Raw genomic sequence first — 17,587 nt, forward strand, 5'->3', positions numbered from 1 at the left:
CACCCAGAGAGAGCCTGTCCGTGGGCGGCATGCCGCACCCTGACGGAGGAAGACTTCACAGATGCACGCCGTACTGCACGCACTGTCGATTGCCGGGTCGATGACCTGGGAGATCACCTGGGCCCTGATCCTCGGCTTCGCCCTGTCCGCTGTCGTCCAGGCCGTGGTCCGCAAGTCCACCGTGATCTCGCTCCTGGGCGATGACCGGCCCCGGACCCTCGCCGTCGCCGCCGGCCTGGGCGCGGCGTCGTCATCCTGCTCGTACGCGGCGGTCGCGCTGGCCCGCTCGCTGTTCCGCAAGGGCGCGAACTTCACCGCCGCGATGGCCTTCGAGATCGCCTCCACCAACCTGGTCGTCGAGCTCGGCGTGATCCTCGCCCTGCTCATGGGCTGGCAGTTCACCGCCGCAGAGTTCGTCGGCGGACCCGTCATGATCGTTGTGCTGGCTGTCCTGTTCCGCCTGTTCCTGCGCGAGCGGCTTCTGCGTCAGGCCCGCGAACAGACGGAAAAAGGGCTGGCCGGGTCGATGGAGGGCCATGCGGCGATGGACATGTCCGTATCGCGCGACGGCTCCTTCACCAGTCGGCTCTTCAGCCGAGAGGGCTTCACCGCCACCAGCCACGTCTTCGTCATGGAGTGGGCGGCGATCCTGCGCGACCTGGTCGTCGGTCTGCTCATCGCCGGCGCCATCGCCGCCTGGGTTCCCGATTCCTTCTGGCGTGCCTTCTTCTTCGACGGCCACCCCCTCGCCGCCAAGCTGTGGGGCCCGATCGTCGGCCCGCTGGTGGCGATCGCGTCGTTCGTGTGCTCCATCGGCAACGTGCCGCTGGCGGTGGTGCTGTGGAAGGGCGGCATCAGCTTCGGCGGCGTGGTGGCGTTCATCTTCGCCGACCTGCTGATCCTGCCGATCCTCAACATCTACCGGAAGTACTACGGCGCCAGGACGGCCGCCTTCCTGCTCGGCACGTTCTATCTCGCGATGGTCATCGCCGGGTACATCGTCGAACTCGCCTTCGGGGGGCTCGGCCTGATCCCCGACCAGGCCGACGCGAAGATCCCGATGGAGGGCGTGAGCTGGAACTACACCACCTGGCTCAACATCGTCTTCCTGCTCCTGGCGGCGGTGCTCCTGGTGCGCTTCTGCCGTACCGGCGGGCTGTCCATGCTCCGCATGATGGGCGGCTCACCCGACACCGGCCACGATCACACCGGCCACCCGCAGCACGGGCGCCCAGCAGGGGAAACGCACGACGGGCACCACCACTGAAGCGTGGCCCTCCACTCGTGGGCGGAGGGCCGGTTCCGCCCACGGGCCCGGGCGGTGAGCAGCCGCTTTCGGCGGTGGCCGACGTTCCCATATGCGACGGTGCCGGAAGAACTGCGCGGCCGCATGCTCAGCGCGGCAACGGCAACGGCGTCGGTGCGGTTGGTCACTCCGCTGGGCGGACTGGCTGTGGGCTTCCTCGTGGATTCGGTCGGACTGTCTTCCCCGTTGCTGACGGTGGGCGGTGCGTTTCTGCTCGTCACGTTGTGCCCGGTGGTCTTCCCTCGATCGGCCATCGCCGATTGGTCACCTCACTCAAGGCCTGAGCCGGTCTACATCCCGGCCATACCACCGCCGGTGAGGCCAGGAGCCAGCGCCGGGACCCAGAAGACGGCGACGGCCAGGACGATCGAGGCGATCCCCACGGCCCGGGCCACCAGGCGACCGGCCGGAGCGAGTTTCTCGGCGGTGATCACGGCGGCCAGGACCACCATGGCCCACAGGTTCATCACACCGAACGCCGCCAGCAGCACCATCAGCGACCAGCAGCAGCCCAGGCAGAAGGCCCCGTGGTGGGCTCCGGCACGCAGATCGCGCGAGGCCCCCGGGTACGAGGCGTAGCGCAGCATCAGGCCGATCGGCGAACGGCACCTCGCCAGACAACGGTCTTTGAGAGGCGTGAGCTGGTAGACGCCGCTGACCGCGAACACGGCCGCGGCCACTGCTGTCCCCGCCGCTTGGGGGAGGCTCGCCGCCCGGCCGAGGCCGACAGCCAGCGCATACGCCGGCAGCCCGGCCGCGGCCCAGACGAGCAGGTAGGCGACCGTGAAAACGACCATGCGCGATGCCCGGTGCACGGTGATGGTGCGTGCGTACAAGGCGGCGACGGGCGCCGTGGCGGGCAGCATCATCGCAGTCATCATCAGCGTCCACACGGCCACGAAAGCGGCTGGGCCCAGGCCCATGGTGCCGGGCATCGCCGACATGCCGCCCCAGCGCGTCGCCATCCAGACCCAGGCGGCGGCCGCCACGACCAGCAGCAGCCCGGCGGGGGCCACCCGGCGGACGGTAACCGGCCCACCGGTCATCCGGACCACGTGAAGGGCGCCGAGTGTCCGTTGCCGCCCGTGAAGTCCCAGGACCGGCCGTACACGCCGTCGCCCGTCGCCCGGGTGGACCGGGAGATCGTCAGTGTGCTGTTCACCGGGTGGAAAATTCCCGTCAGGCCCATCACCGGACCGTCCTCGCCGAACTGCGGGGCGACCTGGTCCTCGATCTCGATGTCGATGGCATCACCCACCCGCACGGCGTGGTGGCGACCGTCGTCGCGGTAGTCGATGGGAACGCGCTCCACGCCGAGGACCTCGCCGATGAGCGGAGCGAGCCCCGCCATCGGCCCGCCCGCCTGGCCCGAGAAGACCTTGCCCAGCGCCTCCGCCTGGCCGTCGTCGGCTGAAGCGTCGACGTACAGCGCCACCTGCCAGCCTCCCTCGGCCAGCACCTGCGGCCCGTCGACGAAGATGGCCACGCTGCGGTCGGAGACGTCGACGTCGTCCACGTTCCCGCTGTCCACATGGAACGCGAAGGTCACCTGGCAGCGCTCGTGGTCGGCCGGTGCGGTGAGGCCCGAGGTCGTGCAGGGGCACACCACGTCACAGTTACAGCTCTCCAGGTACGTGCCGTTCAGATTCCAGGGCATGACCCTTCCTCCCTGTTGTGCGGCCGCCCAGGGGCAAGGGGATGCATCGAGAGGGTCCGCTCCGCCCCGGTGCCGCTCTTCTCCAGGCTATTCCCGACGACCCTCATCGCGCAGATCCGCTGTCAGCGCAGCTCACCGGCCTGGCACCGAGTCCGTGGGCGCCCGCGACCTCGGATGCGTCATCGACGACGTCATCTTCATGGCCCGTTCGATCTCCGAGTCTGGCATGCGCCCCACCGCCCTGGGCTGGTGCCCCGGTGCCCGGCGGCTGGTCGCCCAGTCCATCGCCTTCGCCGCAACTTCTGGTCGCGGCAACCCACCCATGTGCACAGATGAGCTCCGGAACGTCCGCCCAGAAAGCAGGCCACGTCGGTGAGTTGGGCGGCGGGGGCGATGGTGCGGCAGGGCGTGGCGGGCCCGCCGAACAGGCCCCAAGAACCACCTCTTCTACCTCGAGCGTCGCGCATCCGAAAACCAGCAAGCGGCCCAGGTGGAGTAAGGTCTTCGCCGGGTCGACAGGGCCCCGGCGGTTCCCATGGACGTGGTCACGGGTGGTGGACACCCCGGTGGGGACGTCCCTCACATCATGTCGGACCACACCGCATCGAGGATCAGCCTTTGACTCCGCATTCCCTGGCGTTCTATGTGGACGTCGTCACCACCGGCACCGTGCTCGGCGTGGGCCCTGCGGATTCTCCCGACCATGTCACCAAGGCCCTTGGGCCGGCCATCGCCGAGGACGCCTTCGGCGACCACAGCATGTGCCGTGACTACGGCCTCGCCGAGTTCTACTGGGACCGGGCTTCCGTCGACCACCCCTGGTCGGGCCACCACTTCACCCTGCAGGTGCACCGGCTCGCATACCGGGACCGCACCCTCGTCAACGACACGCTTCGTGCCCGGTACGGGCGGTTCACTCCCCGGCTGCGGTTCGAAAAGCTGCAACGTCTACTGGTGCGGCGCGGCGTCCCCTTGATGGAGATCCCGGAAATCCCCGCGCACGCCCCGTATTTCCGCACGTTCTGGCAGCCCTATTCCCATGTGGCCGTCTCCGTCATCGGCACCTACGGCGAGTACAGCACGCCGGACAACCTGCGGGTCGGCGACGTGTACAGCGTCCATGCCCCGATGACTGCCGAGGAAGTGGAGTGGCGGAGGGAACAGGCCGGGTAGCACGGAGACGGGTCCGGGGGAGGGGGCTTGCCGCGGAGGAGTCGGAAGCGGGCCCGGCCGAACAGTCGGCATGTGAGCATCTTTCTCGGGATCTTCAAGCGCGGTCGGTCACCCGGTGCTGCTCGGCGACGCCACCGGCGACGGGCCGAGTACGCGGTGCAGGCCCGGCTCGATGTCCGGGGCGTCGATCGAGCCGTAGCCGAAAACGAAGCCCGGGCGGACCGAGCGGTTCGCGGCGACCTCAGCCAAGGTGTAGACCGCCACGCCGGATGCACGGGCCCGTCCGGCCCGGTCCGCGAGGGCGTCGGGGTCGGCGAGTCGGCCTCGGGTGAAGGTGGTCACGTGCAGGCCCGCCGTGGACGGCACCAGCTCGGCGAGGTCCGCGAAGCGGTCGGTGAGCGCGCGGGTGAGGGCTTGGTGCCGGGTCGCGTACGTGTGCTGCATCCGGCGGATGTGCCGGGCGAGCAGTCCGTCGTCGACGAAGCGGGCGAGTGCCGCCTGTGTGGGGACCGCCGTGTGCCAGTCGGCGGTGTACTTGGCGGTGCGCAGTGCTGTGCGCAGGGGAGCGGGCGCCACCAGGAATCCGACGCGCAGGGAGGGCAGCATCACCTTGGAGAACGACCCCACGTAGATGACATGTCCGTCTCGGTCCAGACTCTGCAGGGTCTCGACCGGCCGCCCGCCGAACCGGAATTCACTGTCGTAGTCGTCCTCGATCACCGCCGCGCCGTGCCCCCGCGCCCACCGCAGCAGCGCTGTTCTGCGCCGCAGGGACATCGGCATGCCGAGCGGGAACTGGTGGGCTGGGGTGACGTACACGGCGCGGGTGTCCGGCGGGATCGCGTCCACCAGCAGGCCCTCGGCGTCCACCGGTACGCCCGTGACCTCGGCGCCGTGCGCCAGAAACGGCAGCCGGGCCGGTGGGTAGCCGGGCTCTTCGACGGCCACCCGGTCGCCCGGTTCGAGCAGCACCCGCCCGATGAGGTCCAGCGCCTGCTGCGTGCCGGTGGTCACCAGCAGGTCATCCGGACCGGTCCGCACGCCGCGGGAGAGGCCGATGTGCCGGGCGAGTGCGGCCCGCAGCCCGGCGTGCCCGGCCGGATCGCCGTATCCGACCCCCCCGGCCGCAGAGAGCCGCAGTTCCCGGGCGATCAGGGGACGCCAGGCGTCGTACGGGAAGAGCCGGGCGTCCGGCAGGCCGACCCGGAAGTCGTGGGCCGCTGTGGTCGGTCCCGTGGTCTCCGGGGCCGCCCAGGGGGACAGGCCGGCCCACATGGCGCGCGGGCGCAGGCCCGAGCCCGCGGTCTCGGTGGCGGTCGCGGCCTCGCGCGTGGGCAGGCCCGTCGTACGCACATAGGTCCCGGAGCCGACTCTGCTGTCCGCATAGCCCTCGGCGACGAGCCGTTCGTAGGCGACGCCGACGGTGTTGCGGGCCACCGCGAGTCGGCGGCTCAACTCACGGGTCGGGGGCAGCGGATCGCCGGGCCGTAGCAGCCCGTCGTGGATCGCGGTGCGCAACTGGCGGTAGATCTGGCCGGACAGGTCGCGCTGCCCGTCGAGCCTGACGTGCACGTCCAATCTCGGTTTTCCGTTCTCGGCTCGACTTTTGTCGGGCTTTTCAACTCCCGCTGTCAGCCTGGTAATTGGCTCAATCACTTGGCAGCTTATTGGCTCTGGAGCTGAACCGCTGTGCGAATTTACGCTCTGGCCATGGACATACGACGACTGGACCGCCTGGCGCTGTCGCTGACCGGGGAGGTGGTCTCCCAGGTGAAGCCCGACCACTTGAGGCTGGCGACGCCGTGCGCGGACTGGACCCTGTACGGACTGCTCCGCCATCTGGTCAGCCAGAACGAAGGGTTCGCCGCCTCCGCCCGCGGCGTGGGCGAGCCGTGGGCCGTATGGCGCGACGGCGACCTCGGCGACGACCCGGCCGAAGCGTACGAGGCCTCGGTGGACGAGGTCACAGCGGCGTTCGCGGACGACGAGGTACTGGAGCGGCGGTTCGCGCTGCCGGAGGTGGGCGCGGGCTTCGCCGTCCCCGGGCGGACAGCGATCGGCTTCCACATGCTCGACTACGTGACACACGCCTGGGACGTCGCGGTGACGATCGGCGCCCTGTGGGAGCCCCCGGCCGAGCTCACCGCCGCCGCGCTGCGCGTCGCCGCTCTGGTCCCGGACGAGGGCCGCGGGGCGGGTGCCGCGTTCCGCCGGCGGACCGTAGTCCCCGACGACGCCCCGCCGGGCGACCGGTTGCTCGCCCTGCTCGGCCGCGACCCGTCCTGGACGGCGGGGTCATGCTGAGGAGCCGCTGGTGCCCGGGCCCGGCCGGGGATCCCCTTGGTGACCGCGCCGTGGCGGACGCCGTCGACAGCGGCATGCGTGATCGCCGCAGCGGCCCGCTGATCGTCAGCGTCACCGACTTCACCAGCGACGCGTACCGCGATCTGCCCGGCATCGTGCGTCGCGGCTTCACTCTGCGGCGCCGCTGGCCCCATCTCGACGGAGCGGTCGGCATGTGGCTGTGGGTCGCGCCCTTGGACCGGCGCTGCGGATCGGTTTCGGTGTGGACCGGGCGGCGGGCCCTGGCGGAGTTCGTACGCCTGCCGGAGCATGTCGCGATCATGGACGAGTACCGCGAGCGAGGCACGATCAGGTCGGTGATCCGCGAGTACGAGAGCTTCGACGCGGCGCGGATCAGGCAGGACGCGGAGGCATGGCTGCTGTCGGACGACCGCCTCCGCGTCGCGCGAGGAGCGCCACGGCAGAGCGGCTGACGACGGCTTCTCAGCTCAGGAGCCAGGACCATGAGACAGCATCGGACCGGCCCACGAGTGAGACCCACCTGCGGCCCCGGCCCGGGGCGCCGATGAAGGCCGGAACAGACGAGAACCCTGCCCCGGGAGGTGACGCCGGGCCTACACCCGGTGATGCAGATCGAGACGGCTTTGGAGGAAAGCATCGACGCATACATCCGCGACCACGGGCGGCTGCCCGGCCAGCACGCCGCCCGTCATGGACTGGCGTCGCCGGTCCGCAGGCCGCAATGCCGGAGCTGATGGAGGGCCGGACGACGGACACCGCGACGTGGTGCACGCGCCGGAGAACCTCGCACGGTTCACCGCCTGCACGCGCGAGGCTGACACCCGCCGCCGCGCCCGTACGGCATGAGGCCCTGCACGCCGTGACGTCGTCGCCCTCCTCGTGCACTGGGCCCTCGACTTGCATCCGGCGGCGAGGGCGGGAGTCCTACTGTATGAGGGCCCGTACGCCTCTTGTCCGATCAGCGAGGAGCAGCAGACTGTGAATGTCGAGGTCGAACCGTTTCTACGCGACACTGCGGCACAGTTCGGGGCCGGTGTCCCCTATGCGCTGAAGGTCGTGGCCGGTCAGTTGGCCGAGGATCCGGACATGGGCGTGCCCTCGGGTCTGCACGGCGTCCTCACCGTGACGGTCGACGGCGATCTTTTCGAGGACTGCCCTGACCTGTTCGTCGGATACATCCGTGAGCCGGACCGGATCCAGATCCGATTCGTAAAACCGGCTTCCCCCGCCGAGCCGTCTGCCGAAGTCGCAGACCAGGAGCGGGAGCAGGGCCGAGACCCGGACGCGGACCCGGACGCCGACCCGGACGCGGACTCGGACCGGTATGCCGATCCTGTCACCGCTGCGGTCACCGTACGGGAGATCGCCGATGCCTGGAGGCGCATCACCGGCTGGCTGCAGAACAACGCCCCCGATTCCTACGCTGCGCTCCGAGCGGGTGCCGGCCCCGCCGCCCTCGCCGCCCTGGAAGAGGACCTGGGCATCCGGATACCCATCGAGCTGCGCGTCCTGTGGCTGCTGACCGCGGGCGACGACGGGTGCAACGGCTGGGGATGCCTTCCGGGCAATATGGCACTCATGCCCCTGGACGCCGTAGCCGCCGCCTACCGGCTGAAGACGGACTCCCAGATCCGCCAGGACACCCTCAACACCGACCGCCCCGAAGACGAGCGGATCACCCTGTGGAAGGCAACGCGGATTCCCGTTGCCGTCTTGAGCCCGGCTGACAGCACCTCGGGGCTGTACCTGGACGCCGCAACCGGCTACCTGGGCCGCTGGTCCCGCTACAACGAGGACCCCGGCGAAGAGCTCGACACACTGGTCACCTATCTGGAGGAGGCTGCGGACATGCTCGAAGCCCCGGCCCTGGCCACCCGGGACAAGCCCGGGCTGATCGGTGGAGCACTGGTATGGCTCAGCGGTATCGACCCCGCCCAGGAAGACCGGTGGCAGCCTCTGACCGGGTGACCACACAGGAGAAGGGGCGGCCAGCGCTGCGGGCCGGCCCCTTCCTGCTCCCACTTGCCGGGTGTTCAGGATGCACACATCGTCAGCCGACGACCGCTCATCTTGTCGGTGAACAACTGGGCGCACTCGCTGCCTTCTTCATCGGATTTCGGTTTGGGCTGCCCGGGGCGTCCGGGTAGCCGCCGGACGTGCGCACACGCCCGGGGGAGGCGCTACCGCACATGACGACAGGCTCATGCGGGAGCACCCGCGGGCATTCGACAGAGTGTTCCATTTATGGAGGGGGGCGGGTTAGGGTCATTCCGAACGATCTTGTATGGAGGTGTTTGGGATGGAGGACGCCGCGCCCGTCCGCCGGGGCCGCCCCCCGGGCCGTCGGGCCGCCGAGGGGGAGCTGACGAGCCGCCAGGCCGCGATCGTCAGCTACATCACGCAGACGGTCGACCGACAGGGCTACCCGCCGTCGATGCGGGAGATCGGCCAGGCCGTGCACCTCGCCAGTACGTCCTCGGTCGCCCATCAGCTTTTGGCCCTTGAGCGCAAGGGCATCCTCTACCGTGACCCGCACACTCCCCGCGCCTACCGGGTGAGGTCGTCGTGGGCACCCGACCTGGGAGACAGGAGCGCGGCACCGGTCGACGTACCGCTCGTCGGACGGATCGCCGCCGGCTCGCCACTGCTCGCCGACGAGATGGTCGAGGACGTCTACTCGATGCCCCGTCAAGTCGTAGGCGACGGCGACCTGTTCGCCCTGACCGTGGTCGGCGACTCCATGATCGACGCGGCGATCTGTGACGGCGACATCGTCACCGTGCGCAAGATGGACAGTGCAGACCACGGCGACATCGTCGCCGCGCTCCTGGACGACGAGGCCACCGTCAAGGTGCTGCGCCGGCAGGACGGTCAGGTGTGGCTGATGCCCCGCAACCCCGCCTATCAGCCGATTCCCGGAGACGACGTGCAGATTCTCGGCAAGGTCGTCGGCGTCCTGCGCCTTCTCTGAACAGCCCGGCCCGCATCCCGGAACTGGTCTACGCCAGAAGCGGCGAGTGCCCCGAACTCGCCCCGCACATCCAGGACGCGCAGACCACCGACAACCTGCCGAGCAAGCACGGCACCACGCGCTATCTCACCCGGCTGACCAACAAGACCAAGCTCACCGAGAACCGGAACACCTCGTGCCCGCCGCGGCCGGCCGGCAAGCAGTGCGACGAGTACCCGTTCGCTTCCACCTGGCAAGGCGCCAAGACCGGCGGCAGCTAATGTGCGATCACCGCGACGTCCCGGCCGGCCAAGGACTTGCACGGCACCGGCTTCCTGGCTGAAGGGTCCGCTGGTGCGCGCAGTGATGCGTGTGCCCTCACGTTGGCGGGCGACCAGGGTCTGATCGGGGCGCATGTGGGCTTCTCCGTGGCCGTTCGTCCCCAGCAGCCGACGTGTCGGGCAGACGGAAATCGCGCCGCCAACGGGAAACAGGATGAAGAGGACGTCGCCGTGGGCCGGGCCGGCCAGGTCCTGGCCGGGGCGGACGGCCGTGATCAGGGTGCTGTCGGCCCTTTCCAGTCTCTCGTCGGCGACGATGCTCAGGACGAGGGACTGGGCGGCGTTGTCGTAGGCCGCCTCGCCGATACCCAGCAGGAACGCCAGGATGTACAGCAGGACCATGCTGGACGGGTACTCGTGCAACGTCGCCGATACGAAGCGAGGCCACGAGCCATGACGACACCGATGCCGGGCACCCGCCCGCAGACCCGTGGGGTCCGCACGGACCTGCTCGGGATCTACCTCAATGACCATCTGGCAGGTGCCACGGCCGGAGCGGGACGCTCCCGGTTCGCGGCCCGATCGCATCGCGACCAACCGTTCGCGGAGCTGCTGCGCCGCCTCGCGAGCGAGATCGCCGAGGACCGGGCAAGCCTGCTGCGCATCATGCAGAGCCTGGGCGTGCCGAGGCGGCGTTACAAGGTCGCGGCATCCGGTGCGGCCGAGCGAGTGGGCCGTCTCAAGAGCAATGGGCGCCTCTACGGGCGTTCACCTCTGACGCTGGTGATCGAACTTGAGTTCCTCCGGCTGGGAGTGAAGGGCAAGGAACTCGGCTGGCGCACCCTGCGCGCCCTGGCCGAGGCGGACGGCCGCCTCGACGAGCACGAGCTCGACGGACTGATCGCACGGGCCGAGCGGCAGATGAACACGCTGGAGGAGCTGCGCGTCAGGGCGGTCCGGGACGTCCTGCTCACCGGCTGACGCCGAGCGGGAAGACCGACGGGTGGGACGACAGCTCCAGGGAACTCGAACGTTGACCTCAACCCGAAAATAGAGAGGGACAGGATCGAACATGTCCAACCCTCAGCAGCCCCAGCAGCGGCGCAGCCGTAAGGGCGGAGCCACACCGCAGGACAGTGGCGAGCTCAAGGCGCGTCAGGTCGAGGAGACGGGCGAGGGCCGCGCCCATGGCACGGACAAGGGAAAGAAGGGCGGTGGAGAAGGCGGCGGTGTGTCGCCGGACCAGCAGCCCGACCACCCCTGAACCGCCGGGACCACCTGACCATCTGAGAGGACACGAGGAGGAGCCGCCATGCCTGCCGGATCGAGTTCCAAGCGGGAACGTCAGTACGAGCACATCAAGAAGAGCGCCCAGGACCGGGGCGAGTCCGCCGGGCGGGCCGAGGAGATCGCCGCGCGGACGGTCAACAAGGAGCGGGCGAGGTCGGGCGAGTCGAAGACCGCGAGCAAGACCTCGACCCGTGACCCCAAGTCCGCGTCCCAGCGGGGCGGGCAGCGCTCGCACAGCGGTGCGCAGGGACCGACCAAGGACCAGCTGTACGAGGAGGCGAAGAAGCGCAACATCGACGGCCGCTCCTCGATGACCAAGAAGCAGTTGCAGAACGCCCTCGGCCGTTGAGGAGGTGAGGCGGATGCGGCCCGAGGTGGACCGGATCGCACAGCCCTGGGGCGACCGCACCCCCTACGGTCGCGGTGAAACCTGGCCGCTGCGCGTCGACTCGTACCTCGAACCCGGCGCCACGGCAGACGCCGTGGAGCGATGGGTCCCCGCCGCGTCGCTGCTGCACTCCAACGGTGATGCGATGGACGTCGCCGTCGCCCACGGCCGGATCGTCGGGGTCCGCGGGCGGCCCGGCGACAGGGTCAACCGCGGCCGGCTCGGACCGAAGGACCTGTTCGGCTGGCAGGCCAACCAGGCCGAGGACCGGCTGACCACTCCCCTGGTCCGTGACGGCGGGCGCCTGGTGCCCTGCGGCTGGGACACCGCCATGGACCGGATCGCCGCCCGGACCCGGGAACTGTTGGACGAGAGCGGCCCCGGCTCCATCGGCTTCTACACCAGCGGCCAGCTGTTCCTGGAGGACTACTACACCCTGACGGTGATCGCCCGCGCTGGCATCGGCACCAACCACCTCGACGGCAACACCCGCCTGTGCACCGCCACCGCGGCCGAGGCGCTGAAGGAGACCTTCGGTTGCGACGGCCAGCCCGCCTCCTACTCGGACATCGACCACGCCGACGTCGTCGCCCTGTTCGGGCACAACATGGCCGAGACCCAGCCCGTCCTGTGGATGCGCGTCCTGGACCGCCTGGAGGGCCCCGATCCGCCCCGTCTCGTGTGCGTCGACCCGCGCCTCACCCCGGTCGCCCGTCGTGCGGCCGTCCACCTCGCACCCCGCGCGGGTACCAACGTGGCCCTGCTCGACGCCCTGCTGCACGAGATCATCCGCACCGGCCGGATCGACCGCGACTTCGTGGAAGCGCACACCGTGGGCTTCCACGAACTCACCGAGCGCCTCTCCGACTGCACACCCGCCTGGGCCGCCGACATCTGTGACATACCGGCCGGGAAAATCGTCGAGGCCGCGGAGATCATCGGCGGTGCCGAGCGGCTGCTGTCCACGGTCCTGCAGGGCGTCTACCAGTCCCATCAGGCGACCGCGGCCGCTTGCCAGGTCAACAACCTCCAGCTGATCCGCGGCATGCTCGGCCGGCCCGGCTGCGGGGTGCTGCAGATGAACGGCCAGCCCAGCGCCGAGAACACCCGCGAGTGCGGGGCGAACGGCGACCTGCCGGGCTTCCGCAACTGGGAGAACGACGCCCATGTCAAGGACCTCGCGAGGATCTGGAACGTCGACCCCTCCCGCATCCCGCACTACGCCCCGCCCACGCCCGCCCTGCAGATCTTCCGCTACGCCGAACAGGGCTCGATCCGCATGCTGTGGATCACCGGCACCAACCCGCTGGTCTCCCTCCCCGACCTCCACCGCATCCGGGACATCCTCGGCCAGGAACGGCTCTTCACGGTCGTCCAGGACCTCTATCTGACCGAGACGGCCCAGCTCGCGGACGTCGTCCTGCCTGCGGCGACCTGGGCGGAAAAGACCGGCACCCTCACCAACGCCGACCGCACCGTCCACCTCTGCGAGAAGGCCGTCGACCCGCCGGGCCAGGCTCGACCGGACCTGGACATCCTCCTCGACTACGCCAGCCGGATGGACCTCTGCGACAAGGACGGCCACCCGCTCGTCGGCTGGCACGACGCCGAGTCGGCCTTCGAAGCGTGGAAAGAATGCAGCCGTGGGAGGGCCTGTGACTACACCGGCATGACGTACGAGCGGCTACGCGACGCCGGCGGCATCCAGTGGCCCTGCGCACAGGACGCCCCGGACGGCATCGAACGCCTCTACACCGAGGGCATCCGGTGGGCCGCGCCCGACGACTGCGAGACCTACGGCAAAGACCTGGTGACCGGCGCGTCCGTCTCCGAAACCGAGTACCGGGCCCTCAACCCAGGCGGCAAGGCGGTACTGAAGGCCGCCGAGTATGTTCCGCCCCACGAGACGACCGACGAGACCTATCCCCTCCAGCTGATCACCGGCCGCACCTTGTACCACTTCCACACCCGCACCAAGACCGGCCGCACTCCCCAGCTGAACGCCGCCGCTCCGCAGATGTGGGTGGAGATCTCCGCCGCCGAGGCGCTGCGGCACGATGTGGCCGAGGGAGATCTGGTCGAGGTCACCAGCCCGCGCGGCTCGGTGCGCGGCCGGCTGCGGATCACCGGCATCCGCGACGGCACGGTCTTCCTGCCCTTCCACTACGGCTACTGGGACACCCCCGCAGGCCACCGCCCCGGAGCGCAGGGCGCCCGGGCCGCCAACGAGACCACGATCACCGACTGGGACCCCGTCTCCAAACAACCGCTGTTCAAGACCGCCGCCGCCCGCCTGACCCTCGTCGAACGCAGCGACGGAACCGTCAGCCCGGCCCCGACCACCACCGCGTCCGCCCCGGTGGACCCACACAAGGTCCCGCCGACAGTGGGCGGTCCCGCCGCCGTGGCACGCCAGAGTGGAGGCGCACTGTGAACGGCATCCCGATCGTCCTGCGCGCTCTGCACGACGGCGAACGCGAACTGGAGCGGCAACTCCTCGCGGCTGCCGACCGCCACAGCGGCGAGCACGAGTTCCATCACGTCGCCAAGGACATCGCCCGCTGGTCCCGCGAACACGCCGAACGCATCGCCCACGCCGCCGAACCCCAGGACCTGCACCTGCCCGGCCTCATGGATCCTCCGGAGCCCGGCCCCCTGGCGACCGTGCGCGAGACATTCGGCCGGACTGTCGGCCGACAGTCCCCACCCGGCCTTCTCCTGCTGCGCGATCTGCGTGATCTCCACCTCGCCGCCGCCGAGAACTCCCTGGGCTGGGAGATGCTCGCCCAAGTCGCACAGGCCGCCGGGGAGACCGACCTCCTCGACCTCGCCGCCACCTGCCACCCCCAGACCCTGCGCCAGCTCCGCTGGACCAACACCATGATCAAGACTCTGTCGCCCCAGCTGCTCACCAGCCTGTGACTCTGCTGCGGCGCAGCGGGTCACTCCTGTGCGACCACCCGGATGGTGTTCAGCTGGGTGTCGGCCGCATCGGGCAGGTTCATGCCCGCCGCGACACCGCTGGTCAGGTAGCGCAGGACGGGTTCGGTGAGGCGTTCGCCGGGGAGCACGGCGGGTATGCCGGGCGGATACGGCGTGATCATCTCGCCGGCCAGCCGCCCTGCAGCGCGGTGCACGGGCACGTCCTCGTGCGGCTCGAAGTAGGCGTCGCGGGGCAGCCGGGCCTGTTCCATCCGCAGCTCGGCCGGAGAGGGGACATCGACGCCAGGCGCGGTTCGCAATGCGTCGGCGTGGTCGGTGAGATCGCGCAGTGCCGTGAGGAGCCGGGCTGTGGTGCGGTCGTCGTCGGCGTGGGTGAGCTGGGCACTGATCCGCCGGTGGTCGAAGAGGTGCATGTCGAGGTGGTGGTGCTCGCGCAGCCAGTCGGCTGCCCGGTACCCGGTGGTTCCCAGGGCGGCGATGTCCATGACGACCGGCAGTGGGTCGAACTCGGCGGCCAGGCCGGGCCCGCAGAAGTCGTCGGCGTCGTTGACGTGGAAGCCGTCGATGGACTCGATCGCCGCCCGAGTGCGTTTCGCCAGCTTCAGCGCGTGGTCGATGAGGTCGTGGCCGTGCTGGACCATCTGCCGGCGCCACGCGTCGATCCCCGCATACAGCAGGACGCTGGGGCTGGTGGTGCCGAGCAGGTCGGCGCGGGAGGCGAGTTCAGCGGGGTCGATCAGGTCGCCCTGGAGATGGAAAACGGAGCCCTGTTCCAGGCCGCTGCCCATCTTGTGGATGCTGGTGACGCAGATGTCGGCGCCCGCGTCCATTGCCCAGGACGGCAGCGCCTCGTGGAAGGGCAGATGCGCTCCCCATGCCTCGTCGACGATCAGGGGCTTGCCCCGGCGATGGCAGACCTCGGTGATGCCGCGCAGGTCGGCGGCGGTGCCGTAGGGGGTGGGGCTGGTGACGAGGACGCCGTCGGCGTCGGGGTGCGCGGTGAACGCCTCGTCGTAGGAGGCCGCCGAGGGGGGATGCGCGAGGTGGCGCTCCGGGTCCCACTCGGGTTCGACCCAGATCGGCTCGACGCCGGACAGGATGAGTCCGGCGATCACGGACTTGTGGGCGTCCCGGCCGACGATCAGGCACCGGCCGTGGCAGGTCACGGTCAGCATGGCGGCCTTGACGGACAGTGAACTGCCGCAGGTCGAGAAGAACGTGTGCTCAGCGTGGACCGCGTCGGCCATCAGTCCCTCGGCCCGCTCCAGCACCCGGCTCCGGGACAGCCGGTCGTCCAGCCCTCCGCTGGCCAGGACGTCCCCCAGAAACACTGCGTCGCCGAGGACGGTACGGGCCCGAAGGTCAGCGCCGCGGGCCTGTTTGTGTCCCGGCGGGGAGAAACCCAGCTCCTCGGCCTCGTGGTAGCCGGCGAGGGCGTCCAGAACAGGTGCTTCGTCATGATCGAGACCCATGACCGCCGGGTTCCCGCGACGGCTGACCGCATGCCCGCTGCCCGGTCCTGGCCCGTGAAGGCCCGCAAGGACGCAGCCGAAAACCGGTCGGGCGACAGGGAAGCCCGGGAAGGCGCGCTGCAGCCTGCGGCAGGCGGTCGTTCTGGGCAACCCGGCGCTCCGGGCCGAGGGCGCCCCCAGCGGCAGCCCACCAGAACGGTGCAGCCTCACAGACCGCACGCCGAACCATGGCGCGGCGATTACTCGGGCCGCAGACCCGCGGGAGCGCCTCGCAGTTACCTGTACCCGGCAGTGCGCGAGCACATCGAGGGCGGCGAGGGCGGCGACCGGCGCGCGGACAAGGAGATCGCGGACCACGGCCGGGTCGAGGAACTCCTCAAGCAGCGCTGCTGCTCTACGCAGCGGAGCAGCGCGGACGGATCGGCCGGATGCAGGCGAGCATGCTCCCGGGCGCCCGCTTGTCGCCCCGGTTGCCCCAGTCGAAGAACAGCCGCCTTCGCCCGCCGTCGACCGGACGCAGGATCTCGACGTCCCCGCTGAAGCACACCTTGCCGGTGACGTCGGGCGGCACGAGGCAGAGGTCGGGGATCGCGCGGTTGGCGGCCGCCCTCGGGTCCACGGTGTAGTGGGCGGTGACGGCGAGTACTTCGTACGCCCCGATGCCGGTGAAGTGGTAGGCCTCGGCGAGCGGCTCGCGGGCGTGCACCTCCAGCCGGACCGGGCGCTCCGGACCAGGACTCACCGGCACGCCTCCTGAACCGCCGGGGAAGCGTTGCGCCAGCCCAACTCGGGTGCGATCAGATGCCTTACGTCGTGCAGGATCTGCTCGTACTCCTCACGGTGGAACTCGTACGGCAGCTCCAGGCGTAGCTCCGACACCTGAGCGAGGACGGGATCGGCCGCCAACTGCTCCAGGATCTGCTCCGCGGTGCCGACCACGTCCGGCGCGAACAGGAACCGCTTCCCGCCCAGCGCTGCCAACGTCTGCGGCTTCAGGGTGCGCTCGTGCCGACTGGCCGCGTAGTCCCGGTAGCGGGCCCGGGTGGCCGCGTCGGCACTGTCGAACGGCACGATCACCCGCCCGAGCGCTGCGCGCGCCGCAATCCGGTCGTCGTCCAGGCTGCGCCGGTACTCGGAGAGCAGGTTCAGCTGGGCGGTGGTGAAGTCGTCGGTGTCATCGCCGGAGACGATGTTGCCGGACAGCAGTTTGAGACCGTTCTCGGCGGCCCAGCGGGCCGAGCGCAGGCTGCCTCCGCCGTACCAGATCCGCTCCACCAGACCGGGGTTGTGCGGCTGCAGCCGCGGACGCTGGATGTTGCCGGGCGAGTGGATCACGGTGTCCGGGCCGCCGAGGTAGTCGCCGCGCAGGTTGTCGACGAGGCGGGCGATCCTGCCGTACGACAGGTCGAAGCTGTGCCAGTCGCCGTCGTAGACCAGGTCGCCGAGCAGGTCGGCGTGCGGCATGCCGGTGCTGAAGCCGACCTGGAGTCGGCCGCGGGACAGTACATCGGCAAGCGCCAGGTCCTCGGCCAGGCGGAATGGGCTCTCGTAGCCGATCGGGATGACCGCTGTGCCGAGCTCGATCCGCTCGGTGCGCTGGCCGGCCGCAGCGAGGAACACGGCGGCCGAGCCGACGCCGTGTTCGAGGTGGCGCTGGCGGATCCAGGCGCCGTCGAAGCCCAACCGCTCGCCGTACTCGAAGAGTTGGAGTGTCTCCTCCAGGCCGGTGTACGGGTCGTCGTCGGCGAAGTTGCCCGGGGTGAGAAGGGCCAGTGAGGTGATGGCGGGTGTGCTCATGCGAC

General features: G+C 70.1%; 18 protein-coding genes. 11 read left to right on the forward strand and 7 right to left on the reverse strand.

Going from position 1 to position 17,587, the window contains the following annotated elements; genetic code table 11:
* Positions 1-61: 61 nt before the first annotated feature.
* A complete protein-coding gene (locus ACIBAF_RS16975; RefSeq protein ID WP_399463996.1) occupies positions 62-1,267 on the forward strand; it encodes a permease in 1,206 nt (401 codons plus the stop codon).
* A 329-nt stretch (positions 1,268-1,596) separates the two neighbouring features.
* Here the strand turns inward: ACIBAF_RS16975 and ACIBAF_RS16980 are convergent, their stop codons facing one another.
* Together ACIBAF_RS16980 and ACIBAF_RS16985 are read right to left on the reverse strand one after the other, a co-directional pair.
* Positions 1,597-2,322, reverse strand: coding sequence for a DUF2182 domain-containing protein (locus ACIBAF_RS16980; RefSeq protein ID WP_399463997.1), 726 nt, complete (start codon positions 2,320-2,322; stop codon positions 1,597-1,599).
* 26 nt (positions 2,323-2,348) lie between these two features.
* Positions 2,349-2,963 carry a DUF1326 domain-containing protein gene (locus ACIBAF_RS16985; protein WP_399463998.1) on the reverse strand — a complete coding sequence of 205 codons (615 nt, stop codon included), beginning with the start codon at positions 2,961-2,963 and terminating at the stop codon, positions 2,349-2,351.
* A 618-nt stretch (positions 2,964-3,581) separates the two neighbouring features.
* On the opposite strand from ACIBAF_RS16985, the gene ACIBAF_RS16990 reads away from it, so the two are divergent.
* The gene (locus tag ACIBAF_RS16990; RefSeq protein ID WP_399463999.1) at positions 3,582-4,136 is read left to right on the forward strand and encodes a hypothetical protein; all 555 of its coding nucleotides are present in this window, start codon (positions 3,582-3,584) and stop codon (positions 4,134-4,136) included.
* A 108-nt stretch (positions 4,137-4,244) separates the two neighbouring features.
* Here ACIBAF_RS16990 and ACIBAF_RS16995 read toward each other — a convergent pair whose 3' ends face one another.
* Positions 4,245-5,708: a PLP-dependent aminotransferase family protein gene (locus ACIBAF_RS16995; protein WP_399464039.1), complete on the reverse strand. Its 1,464-nt coding sequence runs from the start codon at positions 5,706-5,708 to the stop codon at positions 4,245-4,247.
* Positions 5,709-5,846: 138 nt separating this feature from the next.
* On the opposite strand from ACIBAF_RS16995, the gene ACIBAF_RS17000 reads away from it, so the two are divergent.
* The 4 genes from ACIBAF_RS17000 to lexA all read left to right on the forward strand — a co-directional run bounded on the left by ACIBAF_RS17000 (position 5,847) and on the right by lexA (position 9,432).
* Entirely contained in the window at positions 5,847-6,440 is a 594-nt protein-coding gene (locus ACIBAF_RS17000; protein WP_399464000.1) for a TIGR03086 family metal-binding protein, read from the forward strand.
* 50 nt (positions 6,441-6,490) lie between these two features.
* A complete protein-coding gene (locus ACIBAF_RS17005) occupies positions 6,491-6,913 on the forward strand; it encodes a hypothetical protein (protein WP_399464001.1) in 423 nt (140 codons plus the stop codon).
* 526 nt (positions 6,914-7,439) lie between these two features.
* Positions 7,440-8,429: a hypothetical protein gene (locus tag ACIBAF_RS17010; protein WP_399464002.1), complete on the forward strand. Its 990-nt coding sequence runs from the start codon at positions 7,440-7,442 to the stop codon at positions 8,427-8,429.
* Between the two features lie 316 nt (positions 8,430-8,745).
* The gene (gene lexA / locus ACIBAF_RS17015; protein ID WP_399464003.1) at positions 8,746-9,432 is read left to right on the forward strand and encodes a transcriptional repressor LexA; all 687 of its coding nucleotides are present in this window, start codon (positions 8,746-8,748) and stop codon (positions 9,430-9,432) included.
* Here lexA and ACIBAF_RS17020 read toward each other — a convergent pair.
* Positions 9,366-10,094, reverse strand: coding sequence for a hypothetical protein (locus ACIBAF_RS17020; RefSeq protein WP_399464004.1), 729 nt, complete (start codon positions 10,092-10,094; stop codon positions 9,366-9,368). The genes lexA and ACIBAF_RS17020 overlap by 67 nt on opposite strands.
* 51 nt (positions 10,095-10,145) lie before the next feature.
* Between ACIBAF_RS17020 and ACIBAF_RS17025 the strand changes: the two genes are divergently transcribed.
* The 5 genes from ACIBAF_RS17025 to ACIBAF_RS17045 all read left to right on the forward strand — a co-directional run bounded on the left by ACIBAF_RS17025 (position 10,146) and on the right by ACIBAF_RS17045 (position 14,292).
* The gene (locus ACIBAF_RS17025; protein WP_399464005.1) at positions 10,146-10,673 is read left to right on the forward strand and encodes a hypothetical protein; all 528 of its coding nucleotides are present in this window, start codon (positions 10,146-10,148) and stop codon (positions 10,671-10,673) included.
* 91 nt (positions 10,674-10,764) lie between these two features.
* On the forward strand, positions 10,765-10,956 hold the full coding sequence (locus ACIBAF_RS17030) for a hypothetical protein (RefSeq protein WP_399464006.1): 192 nt from the start codon (positions 10,765-10,767) through the stop codon (positions 10,954-10,956).
* A gap of 48 nt (positions 10,957-11,004) precedes the next feature.
* Positions 11,005-11,331 carry a plasmid stabilization protein gene (locus ACIBAF_RS17035; RefSeq protein WP_399464007.1) on the forward strand — a complete coding sequence of 109 codons (327 nt, stop codon included), beginning with the start codon at positions 11,005-11,007 and terminating at the stop codon, positions 11,329-11,331.
* A 13-nt stretch (positions 11,332-11,344) separates the two neighbouring features.
* Positions 11,345-13,804 (forward strand): molybdopterin oxidoreductase family protein, encoded by a 2,460-nt coding sequence (locus ACIBAF_RS17040; protein ID WP_399464008.1) that lies wholly within the window; start codon positions 11,345-11,347, stop codon positions 13,802-13,804.
* The gene (locus tag ACIBAF_RS17045) at positions 13,801-14,292 is read left to right on the forward strand and encodes a hypothetical protein (protein ID WP_399464009.1); all 492 of its coding nucleotides are present in this window, start codon (positions 13,801-13,803) and stop codon (positions 14,290-14,292) included. Before ACIBAF_RS17040 ends, ACIBAF_RS17045 begins: the two co-directional genes overlap by 4 nt.
* A gap of 20 nt (positions 14,293-14,312) precedes the next feature.
* Here the strand turns inward: ACIBAF_RS17045 and ACIBAF_RS17050 are convergent, their stop codons facing one another.
* The 3 genes from ACIBAF_RS17050 to ACIBAF_RS17060 all read right to left on the reverse strand — a co-directional run bounded on the left by ACIBAF_RS17050 (position 14,313) and on the right by ACIBAF_RS17060 (position 17,582).
* On the reverse strand, positions 14,313-15,785 hold the full coding sequence (locus tag ACIBAF_RS17050) for an aminotransferase class I/II-fold pyridoxal phosphate-dependent enzyme (protein ID WP_399464010.1): 1,473 nt from the start codon (positions 15,783-15,785) through the stop codon (positions 14,313-14,315).
* A gap of 394 nt (positions 15,786-16,179) precedes the next feature.
* Positions 16,180-16,527 (reverse strand): hypothetical protein, encoded by a 348-nt coding sequence (locus ACIBAF_RS17055; RefSeq protein WP_399464011.1) that lies wholly within the window; start codon positions 16,525-16,527, stop codon positions 16,180-16,182.
* A complete protein-coding gene (locus tag ACIBAF_RS17060; RefSeq protein WP_399464012.1) occupies positions 16,524-17,582 on the reverse strand; it encodes an LLM class flavin-dependent oxidoreductase in 1,059 nt (352 codons plus the stop codon). The genes ACIBAF_RS17055 and ACIBAF_RS17060 overlap by 4 nt, the downstream gene beginning before the upstream one ends.
* Positions 17,583-17,587 lie beyond the last annotated feature (5 nt).

Origin of the sequence: Streptomyces sp. NPDC051677 (genome assembly GCF_044453465.1) — a bacterium.
In the GTDB taxonomy this organism is placed as follows: domain Bacteria; phylum Actinomycetota; class Actinomycetes; order Streptomycetales; family Streptomycetaceae; genus Streptomyces.